At 30.1% G+C, this 14,129-nt stretch carries 14 protein-coding genes (1 of these 14 running past the window's edge); 8 read left to right on the top strand and 6 right to left on the bottom strand.

Annotated elements, in window-relative coordinates:
• Positions 1–16 precede the first annotated feature (16 nt).
• From mnmE to rpmH, 6 genes are all read right to left on the bottom strand, one after another.
• Complete coding sequence (mnmE, locus tag ACONDI_RS13995; RefSeq protein ID WP_241079160.1) at positions 17–1,396, bottom strand: tRNA uridine-5-carboxymethylaminomethyl(34) synthesis GTPase MnmE; 1,380 nt, start codon at positions 1,394–1,396, stop codon at positions 17–19.
• Positions 1,397–1,454: 58 nt separating this feature from the next.
• Complete coding sequence (gene jag / locus ACONDI_RS14000; RefSeq protein WP_241079161.1) at positions 1,455–2,078, bottom strand: RNA-binding cell elongation regulator Jag/EloR; 624 nt, start codon at positions 2,076–2,078, stop codon at positions 1,455–1,457.
• Positions 2,075–2,767, bottom strand: a complete 693-nt coding sequence (locus ACONDI_RS14005) for a YidC/Oxa1 family membrane protein insertase (RefSeq protein WP_241079162.1) — start codon at positions 2,765–2,767, stop codon at positions 2,075–2,077. The genes jag and ACONDI_RS14005 overlap by 4 nt, the downstream gene beginning before the upstream one ends.
• Before the next feature lie 15 nt (positions 2,768–2,782).
• On the bottom strand, positions 2,783–2,992 hold the full coding sequence (gene yidD / locus ACONDI_RS14010; RefSeq protein WP_420848211.1) for a membrane protein insertion efficiency factor YidD: 210 nt from the start codon (positions 2,990–2,992) through the stop codon (positions 2,783–2,785).
• Positions 2,993–3,066: 74 nt separating this feature from the next.
• On the bottom strand, positions 3,067–3,423 hold the full coding sequence (rnpA, locus tag ACONDI_RS14015; RefSeq protein WP_241079164.1) for a ribonuclease P protein component: 357 nt from the start codon (positions 3,421–3,423) through the stop codon (positions 3,067–3,069).
• A 128-nt stretch (positions 3,424–3,551) separates the two neighbouring features.
• The gene (gene rpmH / locus ACONDI_RS14020) at positions 3,552–3,686 is read right to left on the bottom strand and encodes a 50S ribosomal protein L34 (protein ID WP_241079165.1); all 135 of its coding nucleotides are present in this window, start codon (positions 3,684–3,686) and stop codon (positions 3,552–3,554) included.
• Positions 3,687–4,057: 371 nt separating this feature from the next.
• Between rpmH and dnaA the strand changes: the two genes are divergently transcribed.
• From dnaA to gyrA, 8 genes are all read left to right on the top strand, one after another.
• Positions 4,058–5,428 carry a chromosomal replication initiator protein DnaA gene (dnaA, locus tag ACONDI_RS14025; RefSeq protein ID WP_241079166.1) on the top strand — a complete coding sequence of 457 codons (1,371 nt, stop codon included), beginning with the start codon at positions 4,058–4,060 and terminating at the stop codon, positions 5,426–5,428.
• A gap of 316 nt (positions 5,429–5,744) precedes the next feature.
• On the top strand, positions 5,745–6,857 hold the full coding sequence (dnaN, locus tag ACONDI_RS14030) for a DNA polymerase III subunit beta (protein ID WP_241079167.1): 1,113 nt from the start codon (positions 5,745–5,747) through the stop codon (positions 6,855–6,857).
• A gap of 157 nt (positions 6,858–7,014) precedes the next feature.
• A complete protein-coding gene (gene yaaA, locus ACONDI_RS14035) occupies positions 7,015–7,251 on the top strand; it encodes a S4 domain-containing protein YaaA (RefSeq protein ID WP_241079168.1) in 237 nt (78 codons plus the stop codon).
• A 171-nt stretch (positions 7,252–7,422) separates the two neighbouring features.
• Positions 7,423–8,556 carry a DNA replication/repair protein RecF gene (gene recF / locus ACONDI_RS14040; protein WP_241079169.1) on the top strand — a complete coding sequence of 378 codons (1,134 nt, stop codon included), beginning with the start codon at positions 7,423–7,425 and terminating at the stop codon, positions 8,554–8,556.
• On the top strand, positions 8,553–9,467 hold the full coding sequence (locus ACONDI_RS14045) for a DciA family protein (RefSeq protein ID WP_241079170.1): 915 nt from the start codon (positions 8,553–8,555) through the stop codon (positions 9,465–9,467). Before recF ends, ACONDI_RS14045 begins: the two co-directional genes overlap by 4 nt.
• Before the next feature lie 16 nt (positions 9,468–9,483).
• Positions 9,484–9,759: an extracellular matrix regulator RemB gene (remB, locus tag ACONDI_RS14050; protein ID WP_241079171.1), complete on the top strand. Its 276-nt coding sequence runs from the start codon at positions 9,484–9,486 to the stop codon at positions 9,757–9,759.
• A gap of 39 nt (positions 9,760–9,798) precedes the next feature.
• A complete protein-coding gene (gene gyrB, locus ACONDI_RS14055) occupies positions 9,799–11,724 on the top strand; it encodes a DNA topoisomerase (ATP-hydrolyzing) subunit B (protein ID WP_241079172.1) in 1,926 nt (641 codons plus the stop codon).
• Positions 11,725–11,943: 219 nt separating this feature from the next.
• Positions 11,944–14,129 carry the 5' portion of a DNA gyrase subunit A gene (gene gyrA, locus ACONDI_RS14060; protein WP_241079173.1) on the top strand. Its footprint extends 256 nt past the window's final position, so 2,186 of the gene's 2,442 nt are visible here — the first part of the coding sequence; it begins with the start codon at positions 11,944–11,946; the stop codon falls past the right edge of the window.

Genomic DNA, 14,129 nt, shown 5'->3' on the forward strand with positions numbered 1-14,129 from the left:
TTTTCATGCCCCCTTATTACTTGCCAATACAAAATCTACTAAATATCTCATCTATAACATTATCAGAGACAGTATCTCCAGAAATTTCACCTAAAGCTTCAAGAGCATTTTTTATATCTATACTTATAAGATCTTCACTTAGTAAATTTTGAAAAGCATTTAGAGCACTTTCCAAATCCTTTTCAACTTTTTTTAGAGAACTATACTGCCTAACATTAGTTATAACAAAACTATCCTGCTGATATACTGTTCCTTCAAAAACCAATAAGTTAATCAAATCTTTTAATCTATCAATACCTGAGGCTTCAAGTGCTGAAATATTTAATATATTGTTTTCACTAAAATATTCTCTTATTTTATCTATTTCTAATCTTGATTTCAAATCAGATTTATTTAATAATACAATAGCGGTCTTATTTTCACATAACTTTAATATATCATAATCTTCACTAGATAATGGCCTAGACTTATCTAAAACAATCAAAATTAAATCAGCTTTTTCAACTAAAGATTTAGTTTTATTAACACCTATTTTTTCTACTTTATCTTCTGTCTGTCTTATGCCTGCGGTATCTACTATCTTTAATGGTATACCATCCAAGTTTATAACTTCTTCAATTGTATCTCTTGTAGTTCCTGGTACTTCGGTAACAATAGCTCTGTCTTCTCCAAGTAAAATATTTAAAAGGGATGATTTTCCAACATTTGGTTTTCCAACTATTATAGTATTTATCCCTTCTTTAATTATCCTACCTTTATCATAGCTTGATATTAATCTCTTTATTTCCTCCAGGTTTGATTGGACTATCTGCATCAATTCATCTTGACTCAAAACTTCAATATCTTCATCAGGAAAGTCAATTTTTGCTTCTAAATTTGCCATAATTGTCATCAAATCATCTCTAAGATTTTCTACTTTTTCTTTTAATGAACCCCTTAATTGCTGCAGTGCAACATCCTTCAAGAGATTAGTTTTAGATGTTATTAAATCTATTACACCTTCAGCCTGAGACAAATCTAACCTACCATTTAAAAAAGCTCTTTTTGTAAACTCTCCAGGTTCAGCTGGCCTTGCTCCATGGGAGTAAATTAATTCTAGTGTTTCTTTAACAGGAATTATCCCCCCATGGCAATTGATTTCCACCACATCTTCTCTTGTATATGTATAAGGTGCTTTCATAAAAACTATTAGAACTTCATCTATAACTTTGTCATTAGAAAAATCTTTTATATATCCATGGTATAAATAGCGATCTTTAATCTCATCAATATTTCTTCTACTACTTAAAAATATTTCCCTGGCAATATCAAAGCTTTTATAACCACTGATCCTAATTATACCAATGCCTCCCTCTCCTGGTGGAGTAGCAAGAGCTGCTATCGTTTCTTCAGCCAAAAGTAACACCTCGCTATAAGGCTAATAGTTTAAATAACCGCCCAAGTAATTTAGGCGGTTATTTTTTCGTATCTATTACCACTTTTCTATTAGGCTCTTCACCTTCACTATATGTCTTTATATCGGGATATTCTTGTAATCGAGTATGAATTATTTTTCTCTCATAACGATTCATTGGTTCAAGCTTAACTTTTCTCTTTTTAGTTTTCACCTTTTTAGCTAAGTTTTCAGCTAATTGTTCTAATGTTTTCTTTCTTTTTTCTCTGTAACTGGCAGCATCTAATACAACTCTTGAGTTATTCCCGCACTTTCTTTTCACATAAATGTTTGTTAAATATTGAATACTATCTAGTGTTTGACCTCTTTTACCTATTAAAATTCCTATGTTTTCACCTTTCAATTCAAAATTTACTAAATTACTATCCTTTTCTTTTACTTCTATCTCGACAGGAACATCCATTTTTGTAAAGAGTTCAAACAAAAACTCCCTACCGATCACATCTGGATCGGGTTTTCTCCTAATCTCCACAACCGCAGGTTTAGAACCAATCATACCCAAAAAACCACTTTTTGCTTCACTTATAACTTCTACCTCGACATCTTCAATGCTAGCACCTAATTGCTTTAATCCAGCCTCAATAGCTTCCTCTTTCGTCTTACCAGTTCCTTTTGCATAATTCATTTTTGTTTTACCTCCTCTGCCTCCTCTTCGTCTCCACTAAATTTTTCCATTGCCACATGCATTAACATAGAAAATACATTACCTACAACAAAATATAGAGGTAATCCAGCGGGTAAACCTGCACTAATAACGACTAGCATTATAGGCATTATATACATCATGGAGGCCATAGGATTACCTGAAGATGACGATGATTTAGAAGCCATTGTAAACTTTTGATGTAACCAGGTAGTTGCACCAGCTAAAACAGGTAAAATATAGATTGGATCAGGTAAGTTAAGATTCAAAAATTCCATTCCTTGGAATAAATAAGGATTATAATCCGTCACAAAATCAGCCATTCTATCTTGATGTAGCGTTCTAAAAAATGCAAGTAAAACAGGCATCTGTATTATAAGAGGAAAACAGCCAGCCATAGGATTCACATTATTTTTCTGCCACAACTCCATAGTTTTCTTATTTAGAGTTTCTTTATCATCTTTATATTTTTCCTGAATTTTCTTAAGCTCTGGCTGTAAACTCTGCATTTTTTTTGTGGATTTCATTTGCTTAGCCATTAGAGGAAAAGTAATTAACCGCACGATTATAGTTAATATTATTATTGCAAGTCCATAATTTCCGGTTACATTATAAAAATATGCTAGTATTTCAGCAAAAATATCGATTATACCTTGGAACCAGTCAAACATAATTTGCCTCCTTTATTATTCTACAGGATCATATCCCCCTGAAAAAAAGGGGTTACATTTTAATATTCTTTTAAGAGATAAAAAACAACCCTTCAATACCCCATATTTAATAACTGCTTCCATAGCATATGATGAACATGAAGGATAAAATCTACATGTATTAGGAAATAAAGGCGAAACACAGGATTTATAAAATCTAATTAATAAAATAAAAAAAAACTTTATCAACCTAATATTCTCCTTTTTATTAAAACTTTGAACTGTATTAAATATGCCTTAATCTACACTAAACTCACTTTTTAATTAAAATTTCTATTAGTATTTAATTTAGCTTTCTTTATAAGCTTATTAAATTCTTTACAAGCTGTTTTATAATCCAAATTATAAGCTCTATGTCTAACAATAAAAACTAAATCGAAACCGCTTTTTAAATATATTTCGTCTTTTCTGTATACTTCTTTTAACAAACGCCTAATCCTGTTTCTAACTACACTTTTTCCAACTTTTTTACTAATTATTATTCCAAGTCTATTATAATTTTTTTCATTCTTTTTTACATACAAAACAAGATTTTTTGTGACATAAGATTTTCCATTGTTTAATACATCTCTAAATTCTTTACTATTTTTTAGTGTAGTTATTTTTGTACTTTTCATTAAATTCACCTAATTTTATGCGTAATAACATATAATTAAAATACATATATAAATTTGTTATGTAATATCTAATATGTATAAATATCTATAAAACAGGTAAAAGGCCACAAGATAGCGGCCTTATTGTCTTAGACGCTTAACTTTTTTCTTCCTTTTCTTCTTCTGTTCTTTAATACTTTCCTACCTGTACTAGTTTTCATTCTACTTCTAAATCCATGAACTCTTTTTCTCTTTTTAACTTTAGGCTGATAAGTCCGCTTCATTTAATTGCACCTCCAATATTACTCAGAAAATTATTACAGTGAATATGCTATAACAATTATAGCCTATATATATATACCGGTCAAGAAAACTCAAGAAAACAAAAACTTAATTAATAGATTTTTTGTGGACAATCGGACCTATTTTGTGGATATTACTAAACTATATATTGCTTAGTATATTATATTTTGTTATTATTTACTACACAAGCCTAAGTTATCCCCAACTTTATCCACATCATGTTGATAACCTTGTGCAAAACATTGTTTAAACCATGTTAATTTCTTCTGAATACCTTGACCCATGTGGATTTTTTGTTAATTATTTAATTATACCTCTCTATTTTGCTAATAAAACCGGAGGAGGATTTTTTATGGATAAAAATTTAGATAAAGATACTGTTTGGCAAGAGACCCTAGAAGATATGAAAACTAAATTAAGAGAACCTAGCTTTGAAACCTGGTTAAAGCCTACTGAACCAGTTAATATAGATGATAATAAAATTACAATTAATGCTCCTAATGATTTCACAAAGGATTGGCTCGAAACTAGATATGTAGATTCTATAAAAGATTCTTTAAAAAAAGTAACTAATAAAGAATTAAAAGTTAAATTTATCCTTCCAGGTGAAGAAACAATAGATTCTGAAGAAAATTCAAAAACTGAAGAAGAAAATTCTAATAATAACGTAGTTATCAGTAATCAACATAATACCTGGCTAAATCCAAAATATACATTTGACAGTTTTGTAATAGGTAATGCCAACAGGTTTGCTCACGCTGCTTCATTAGCTGTAGCTGAAGCACCTGCCAAAGCATATAATCCTTTATTTATTTATGGCGGAGTAGGCCTTGGAAAAACGCATTTAATGCATGCTATAGGTCATTATGTACTAGAACATATGTCAGAGTTAAGAGTTGTATACATATCTTCTGAAAAATTTACAAATGAATTTATCAATGCTATTAGAGACAACAAAACCACCCAGTTTAGAAGTAAATACAGAAACATTGATATATTATTAGTTGATGATATACAATTTTTAGCTGGAAAGGAACAAACACAAGAAGAATTTTTCCACACTTTTAATTCCCTTCATGAAAATAACAAACAGATTATCATTTCAAGTGATAGACCACCTAAAGAAATTCCTACATTAGAAGATAGGCTTCGTTCTAGATTTGAATGGGGACTAATAACAGATATACAAGCCCCTGATTTAGAAACTAGGATAGCTATCTTAAGAAAAAAAGCCCATTTAGAGAAATTAGAACTTCCAAATGATGTTATTGTTTATATTGCAAATCAAATAGATACGAATATTAGAGAATTAGAAGGTGGGTTAATTAGAGTAATTGCATATTCCTCTCTAGCCAATAAAAAAATTACTACAGAAACTGCTAAAGAAGCACTCAAAGATATTTTGCCTAACAAACAACAACCGAAGCAAATAACAACAGAAAACATTCAAAAGACTGTAGCGCATTATTTTGGATTAAAAGTCGATGACCTAAAAGCTAAAAAAAGAACCAGAACTGTAGCTTTTCCAAGGCAGATAGCAATGTATCTTGCCAGAGAGTTAACTGAAAATTCTCTTCCTAAAATAGGAGAAGACTTTGGAGGAAGAGATCATACAACCGTGATGCATGCTCATGAAAAAATTTCAAGGGATTTAGAAAAAGATAATCGCTTAGATCAGACCATCAAGGAAGTTAAAGATTTACTACAAAAAGAAGACATATAGCAATATATAACACATAAATAACCAATAATCGATGCTGATATTTTTAAAAATTTTACTTGTGGAATTTTATCTTATTAACATGTGCTTTTCTTGTGTTTACATTTTGGATAAGTCGCAATTAGAAGTAAAGGTAGTTAATATGTGGACAAGTTATAACATTTAATAAACATTTTCTCCACATCTTCCCCCCTATTTATGCTTAATTTTTTTAGACTTATAAACAAATTAACAAGCCTTATTACTGCTTTTACTGTTTTTATTTAATTATTATAAATATAGACCTAATAAACAAAAGAATTAAAAAGGAGTGTATAAAATGACAATTACTTGTAATAAATCTGATTTACTTGAAGGTTTACTTATTACTGAAAGGGGGACTACTTCAAAAACCACAATTCCACATTTAGATGGGTTTTTAATTCATTTAGAAAATGAAAAATTAATAATAAATACTTATGATTTAGAAATGGGTATTGAATATAAATTAAAGATAAATAATAAAGATGAAATTGTTGAATCTATTGTGCTGCCTTCTAAGTTCATTGATATAATAAGAAAATTGCCGGAAGAACAAATCGAACTTGCAATTGATAATGATAACTTTTCAGTAGATATAAAAAGTGGTAAAGCTCATTTTGAGGTAAAAGGTTTAGATCCTAATGAATATCCAAGTCTACCTGAAATAAGCAGCGAAAAAACATTTTCAATCCCTCAAAATATATTAAAAGAGATGATCAATCAAACTAGTTTTGCTGTAAGTAAAGATGAAACCAAACCAGCTTTTACAGGTATTTTACTAAGATTTGAAGAAGAAAAGTTAGATATGATTGCAACTGATAGTTTTAGACTTGCCTGGAAAGAAGGAAAAATTATAAACGATAATGAAATAGAAGGTGAGTACATTGTTCCTTTTAAAGCATTAACTCAAATATCAAGGATAATTGACGATGATGAGAGCCATATAAAACTCTTTATAAGTGACAACTATATAATTTGTGAGAAAGAGGATGTTAAATTATTCAGTAAATTAATTGATGAGAAGTTTCCAAATTTAGAGCAGGTAATTCCTAAAAATTATTTAACTCTAACTTCTATTGATAAGAAGGAACTACTTAGTGCTATGGAAAGGGCATCTTTATTAGCAAGTGATGGAGCAAATAATATAATAAAACTTAATGTCGAAGAAGAAAAATTGACAATAACTTCAAACTCACCTCATACGGGAAAACTAGAAGAAGAATTAAAAATCAATAAAGAAGGGGATAATTTAAATATTGCTTTAAATGCAAAGTTTATGATTGATGTATTAAAAACATTAGAACAAGATAGTGTAAATCTAGAATTTTCTGGGGCATATAGCCCTCTAATGTTAAAGACAAAAGAAGAATTATCTTACTGGCATTTGATTTTGCCTGTTAGGGCACTTTAAGTATTTAAATAGTTTGTCAGCATACAAAGTTTGATAGGATTTGTCTAAATTCATGATTCATTCGAATCAAAACTCCTTATAGTATGCTGACAAACTGTAGATTCCTCTTTTTGTAGTATGGTGGAACTAAAATAACTTGCTAGATAATTAGGGGTTGATGGTAATTAAAGAAATTAAAATTTCAGAAGAATATATAACACTTGGCCAGTTACTAAAACTAATAAATGTAGTTGCTACAGGTGGAGAAGTAAAATTTTTTTTGAAAGAAAATGATGTATACATCAATGGCAAAAAATGTGATAAAAGGGGCAGAAAAATTTACCCTGGAGATTTAATAGAGTTAGAAGATGAAAATATTTCGGCTGAGATTAAAACAGTTAAAATAACTAATTGAAAAATTGATTCTGTAGCAAAAAGTCTATTCACATAAGTATAGTGTTTTTAATTGATACATCTAAAAATAAAACATTGTTCAAATGACTTTTTGCATTAGAATCAAAGTTAGATTTAGTGATCTGTTAATACTAATATCTGTTAGTAGTAATCCTCAATGGAGTGAATTTTTTTGTATATAAAAAATATACTTATTAATAATTTTCGCAATTACTCAAAGTTAGATTTGTCTTTTGAAAAGCCAATAAATCTTTTTTTTGGCAATAATGCAGAAGGAAAAACAAATCTACTAGAAGCAATATATTATTTAGCTACTGGAAAATCTCATAGAACACAAAATGTTAAAGAGCTGATAAAATGGGATAGAGATTTATTTTATCTTAAGAGTGAGATAATAAAAAAATCAACAGAAGTTAAATTAGAATTGGGTTATAATTTAAATAATAATAAAAAAGTTAAAATTAATGGAGTAGAAAAAAATGAGTTCAGTAAAATGGGCTTAAATGTAGTAATGTTTAGCCCTGAAGATTTAATGTTAATCAAGGGATCTCCTGAAAACAGAAGGAGATTTCTAAATTTAGAAATCTCTCAAACCGATAATGCTTATGCTTATCATTTATATCACTATAATAAAACATTAAGACAGAGAAACAAGTTTTTAAAAGAAAAAGCAATTAATTACAAAAATTATAATAACCTAAAAGATCAATTATATATCTGGGACAAGCAGTTAGCAGAACATGGTGTAAAAATCTTAATTAAAAGAAAAGATATAATTCATAAATTGGGTATATTATCAAAATTGAATTCTAGAAAAATTTCTGAAGGACAAGAAGTCTTGGAGTTAAGTTATCTTTCAACTATAGATTTAGATGAAAGTGATGGAAATGGGAATAATAAAGATTTAGAATTCTATTATTTAGATCTATTACAGAAAAAAGAACAAATAGATAAAGATGTTTATAAGAAAATAACAACTATTGGGCCTCATAGAGATGATCTTTTGTTTAAAATAAATAATAAAGAAGCCAAAAAATTTGGTTCTCAAGGTCAAATAAGAACAATTGTGTTATCGCTCAAAATAGCTGAGTTAGAGTTAATTAAGTCTGAAATAGGCGAATATCCAGTATTACTTCTTGATGATGTACTAAGTGAACTTGATGTAAAAAGAAGAAGACATCTTTTAGAAATATCAAAAAATAAGGTACAGACATTTATTACTGGAACGAAAAAAGAAGATTTCATGAATGAAATTTTGAATTCTGCCCAGATTTTCAAAGTTAAGGATGGTGAGATCTATACGTGAAACCTCTAAAAGATTCACTAAATAAAACAATATCTAGCCTTGGTATAAGAGAAAAACTAAAAGAGCAATTTTTGATCAACAATTGGGAGAATATAGTAGGGAGTAAGCTTTATAAAATTTGTCGTCCAAGAAAAATAAAAAATGGTATAATATTTATAGTATGTCCGTCACCCTTATGGGTTCAGGAACTAACTTTTAAAAAAATGGAAATTATAAAAAAAGTAAATAAGAAATTTAATTATAAATTTTGTATAGATATAAAGTTTGTACCTGGAAGTTTGGATGAAGATTATAATAAAGTAAGCAACTTAGATAGCAAAGAGGAATATTCATTTGATTATATTACTATAGACAAAAGCGAACAAAATTGGGTAAAAAACACTGTTGATTCGGGAAATATAGAGGATGAGCAGTTAAAATTAAAAATAAAAAATATTTTAGAAAAAGACATAAGATATAAGAAAAAACGAAAGGATCTAGGTTTTTTAATTTGTGGTGAATGTGGAAGATATGTAAAACCAGAAGAGTATAGTAATTATAACAAAATGTGTCTTATCTGTTATAATTATTTTACAAAAAAAAGAATGAAAAGTATAATGGATATGTTAGAGGATACCCCTTGGCTTTGTAGGAAGGATTTAGAAGAATATTATAATGATCTTACTTCACAAGAGTACAATAGAATCAAGAAAAAGATAAAGGATAAAGCTGTTGATGAAGTTTATAAAGCTTATTTTGCTTTTAAAGATAAAGAAACAGAAGAAAATTACAAATGGCTTAAAAATAGTTTAAATAAATATGTTTTTGTTGTATCTGGGAAAAAACCTGATGAAATTGATAATTCTACCTGGCAAAAATGGGTAAAATCTTTAAATAAAAAGATATATGAAAAAATTATTAAAAATTATTAAATTAGGAGTGATTTTTTTGTTTCTCCATATAGGAGAAGATATAGTTATTCCACTTAAGGATATTGTAGGTATTTTTGATATCAAGATAAGGGAAAATAACAGCACTAAGGAATTTTTACAGATTGCCAGCGAGGAAGGATTTATAAAAGAAAAAAATGAAGAAGAAGAGAAGTCTTTTATATTGACAAGTGAAAATGTGTATTATTCCTCAATATCTTCTGCAACTTTAAGAAAAAGATTAGATAATCTGTATATAGAGCAGTTAGAAGCTGAAGAAGATGATGTGGAATAAAAAAATTACAAAATTTGAAGAACTCTGGGGGAAGTATAATTGGCTGATGAAAACAAAGTAGGAAGTATTGACAATAATTATGATGAAAAACAAATACAGGTATTAGAAGGTTTAGAAGCTGTAAGGAAAAGACCAGGTATGTACATTGGCTCTACAGGTTCTAGAGGTCTTCATCATCTTATATATGAAGTTGTTGATAATAGTATCGATGAAGCTATGGCTGGTTATTGTGATGAAATAAAGATAGGATTAGAATCAGGTGGAGTGGTATGGGTTGAAGATAATGGACGTGGTATCCCTGTTAATGAACACCCCAAAAAGAAAAAACCAACTGTTGAAGTTGTTATGACCGTTTTGCATGCTGGCGGAAAATTCGATGGTGAAGGTTATAAGGTTTCCGGCGGTCTTCATGGTGTTGGCATTTCAGTTGTAAATGCACTATCTGAGTGGTTAGAAGTAGAGGTATACAGAAATGGTTATAAATATTATCAGAGATACGAACGAGGTAAAACAGTAACAGAATTAAAAGAAGTTGGGGAAACTAAACAAACCGGAACTTTAATTAAGTTTTTGCCCGATGAAAGAATATTTGATGAAGTAGAGTATGATTATACTGTTCTTCAAAAACGGTTACAAGAACTTGCCTTTCTAAATAAGGGCATTAGTATTCAATTTGAAGATAACAGAGGTAGCGAAGGTAAGGTAGAAACTTATAGATATGAAGGCGGTATAAAGTCATTTGTAACTTTTTTAAATAATAATAAAGAGGTTCTTCATAGTCCTCCAGTTTTTATAGAACAGAAGAAAGAGGATTATGTAGTTGAAATATCTATGCAGTATAATACTGGTTATATGGAAAATATACATTCTTATGTAAATAATATCAATACACAGGAAGGCGGAACTCATGAGTCTGGTTTCAAGATTGCCTTAACAAGAACAGTTAATGAGTACGCCAAAAAGCATAATTTTTTGAAAGATGGAGAAAAACTTAATGGTGAAGACATTAGAGAAGGTCTAACAGCATTAATTAGTGTAAAAATTCCAGATCCACAATTTGAAGGACAGACTAAAACAAAACTAGGTAATGCCGATGTGAGGAAAATCGTAGAAACAGTTTTATACGAGGAATTTGGTGCTTATCTAGAAGAAAATCCTGCGGTTGCTAAGAAAATATTAAATAAAGCTATTAACGCTTCAAGGGCTAGAGAAGCAGCTAAAAAAGCAAGAGAGTTAACCAGGCGAAAAAATGCACTTGAAGTTACAGCTCTTCCAGGTAAGCTTGCAGATTGCATAGAGAAAGACCCTTCTAAAAGTGAGTTATATATTGTAGAGGGCGATTCAGCGGGAGGTTCTGCTAAACAGGGTAGAGATAGAAATTTTCAGGCAATTTTACCTTTAAGGGGTAAAATTTTAAATGTAGAAAAGGCAAGACTTGATAAAATACTTAACAACAATGAAATCAGAGCAATTGTAACAGCTCTTGGAACCGGTGTTGGTGATGAATTTGATATAACAAAAGCCAGGTATAACAAAATCATTATAATGACAGATGCTGATGTGGATGGAGCACACATTAGAACCCTTTTATTGACATTTTTTTATAGATATATGAAACCGCTAGTTGAAAATGGCTATGTATATATTGCCCAGCCTCCTCTTTATTTGGTTAAGAGAAAAAAGGAAAAGCATTATATCTTTAACGAAAGTAAGTTGGAAGAATTTCTAGATGAATATGGTAGAGATAATATTTCCCTTCAAAGATATAAGGGTTTGGGCGAGATGAATCCCACCCAGCTATGGGAAACAACTATGAATCCAAAAACAAGAACAACACTTCAAGTTACTCTTGAAGATGCAATTGAGGCTGATAAAATATTTACCATATTGATGGGCGAAAAAGTTGATCCAAGGCGGGAATTTATCCAGTCAAATGCAAAAGATGTTAGGAATCTTGATGTGTAAATGACAAGTTTTATAATGATTTCTGGTGCAAAAATTCTATTCACATAAGTAAAGTGTTTTTAATTGATACATCTAAGGTTCGTCAGCAGTCGAAATAATGCAAGATGTATTGCAATTAAAAACAAAACTTTGTTCATATGAATTTTTGCAACATAATCTTGTATAAGTTTGCATGTAGATTATTATTAAAAAAGTTTATCTAAAAGGCAGGGAAAGTTTATGGAATACGACAGCGGTAAAATAGTACCTATTGATATAAACCAAGAGATGAAAAGTTCATTCCTTGATTATGCCATGAGTGTAATAGTTAGTAGAGCCATTCCGGATGTCAGGGATGGCTTAAAGCCTGTTCATAGAAGAATTTTGTATGCTATGTACGATCTTGGGCTAGGACCTGATAAATCTCATAAAAAATCAGCTAGGGTCGTAGGTGAGGTCCTAGGTAAATATCATCCTCATGGAGATGTAGCAGTATATGATGCCATGGTAAGAATGGCACAGGATTTTAACACTCGTTATCCTCTAGTTGATGGGCATGGTAATTTTGGTTCTGTAGATGGAGATAAAGCTGCAGCAATGAGGTATACAGAAGTTAGAATGGAAAGAATTTCAACAGAACTTTTAAGAGATATTGATAAAGATACTATAGATTTTGCTTTAAATTTTGACGAATCTTTAAAAGAACCAGAAGTTTTACCAGCAAGATTTCCAAATTTATTGGTAAATGGTTCTTCTGGTATAGCTGTTGGAATGGCTACTAATATACCTCCTCATAATTTGGGTGAGGTTATTGATGGTATTGTTAAAATGATTGATAACCCTGAAATTTCATTGGATGAACTTATGGAATCTATCAAAGGACCTGACTTTCCTACTGGCGGGGTAATTCTTGAAAAAGATGGGATTAGATCTGCATACGAAACAGGTAAAGGTACAGTAAAAATTAGAGCAAAAGCGGAAATAGAAGAAATTAAGGGTAATAAACATCAAATAGTAATTTATGAAATTCCTTATCAGGTAAATAAAGCTAAACTAATCGAGAACATTGCTGAATTAGTTAGAGACAAAAAAATAGAAGGAATAAGTGATTTAAGGGATGAGTCAGATCGCAGTGGTCTTAGAGTAGTTATTGAGTTAAAAAAGGAAACAAGACCCCATACAATTCTAAACCAGCTATATAAATTTACAACGTTACAGCAATCATTTGGTATGAATATGCTGGCTTTAGTTGATGGACAGCCTGAGGTTTTAAGTTTAAAGAAACTATTACATAGCTATATAGAATTTCAAAAAGAAGTAATTATAAGAAGAACAAAATATCTATTGGATAAAGCTGAAGCAAGGGCCCATATCTTAGAAGGTTTAAGAATCGCCCTTGATCATATTGATGCCGTTATTGAGTTGATCAGAAATTCTGAAACTGTAGAAAAAGCTAGAACCGGGCTAATGGAAAACTTTAAACTAAGTGAAAAACAAGCTCAGGCTATACTGGATATGCGACTTCAGAAGCTAACAGGTCTTGAAAGGGATAAGATTGAAAGCGAATATAAAGAGCTATTAGAAACTATTAAAGAGTACAAAGCAATTCTTGCAGATGAAAATAAAACTCTTAATATAGTTAAAGAAGAGTTAATTGAGATAAAAGACAAATTTTCTGATAATAGACAAACAATGATAACGCAAGAAGAATCTTACCTTGAAGATGAAGATTTAATAGCAGATGAAGATGTAACTATAATTTTAACCCATAGAGGTTATATTAAAAGAGTTCCTTTGACTTCATACAGGAGTCAAAGGCGTGGTGGTCGAGGTAGTAGCGGTATTAAAACAAGGGAAGATGATTTTGTTGAACATCTTTTTGTAACATCAACACATAATTACATTTTGTTTTTTACCAACAAAGGTAGGGTATATTATTTAAAAGTTTATGAAATACCCGAAACTTCTAGACAGGCAAGAGGTATGGCTATCATAAATTTACTTAATTTAGGAACAGATGAATTTGTGACTGCTGTTATACCTATTAAAAATTTCGATAAGGGATATAATCTGTTTTTTGCTACAAGAAAAGGTATTGTGAAAAAGACAAAATTAGATGAATTTAAATCACAAAGGAAAAGAGGAATAGTAGCCATAAATCTTACAGATGGCGATGAACTTATAAATGTTAGCATGACTGATGGTTCAAAAAACATAATTCTTGCTACCAAAAAAGGTCTTGCAATAAGATTTGATGAGAGAGAAGTTAGAAGCACCGGAAGAAACGCAAGAGGAGTTAAAGGAATTACTCTCTCAAATGAAGACGAAGTAATTGGTATGGATATTGTAAAAGAAGATGGAAATTTACTAATTGTATCAGAAAAAGGGTTTGGAAAAAGAACAAATCTTTCTGAATACAGGGTACA

Source organism: Natranaerofaba carboxydovora (genome assembly GCF_022539405.1).
GTDB classification, from domain to species: domain Bacteria; phylum Bacillota; class Natranaerobiia; order Natranaerobiales; family Natranaerofabaceae; genus Natranaerofaba; species Natranaerofaba carboxydovora.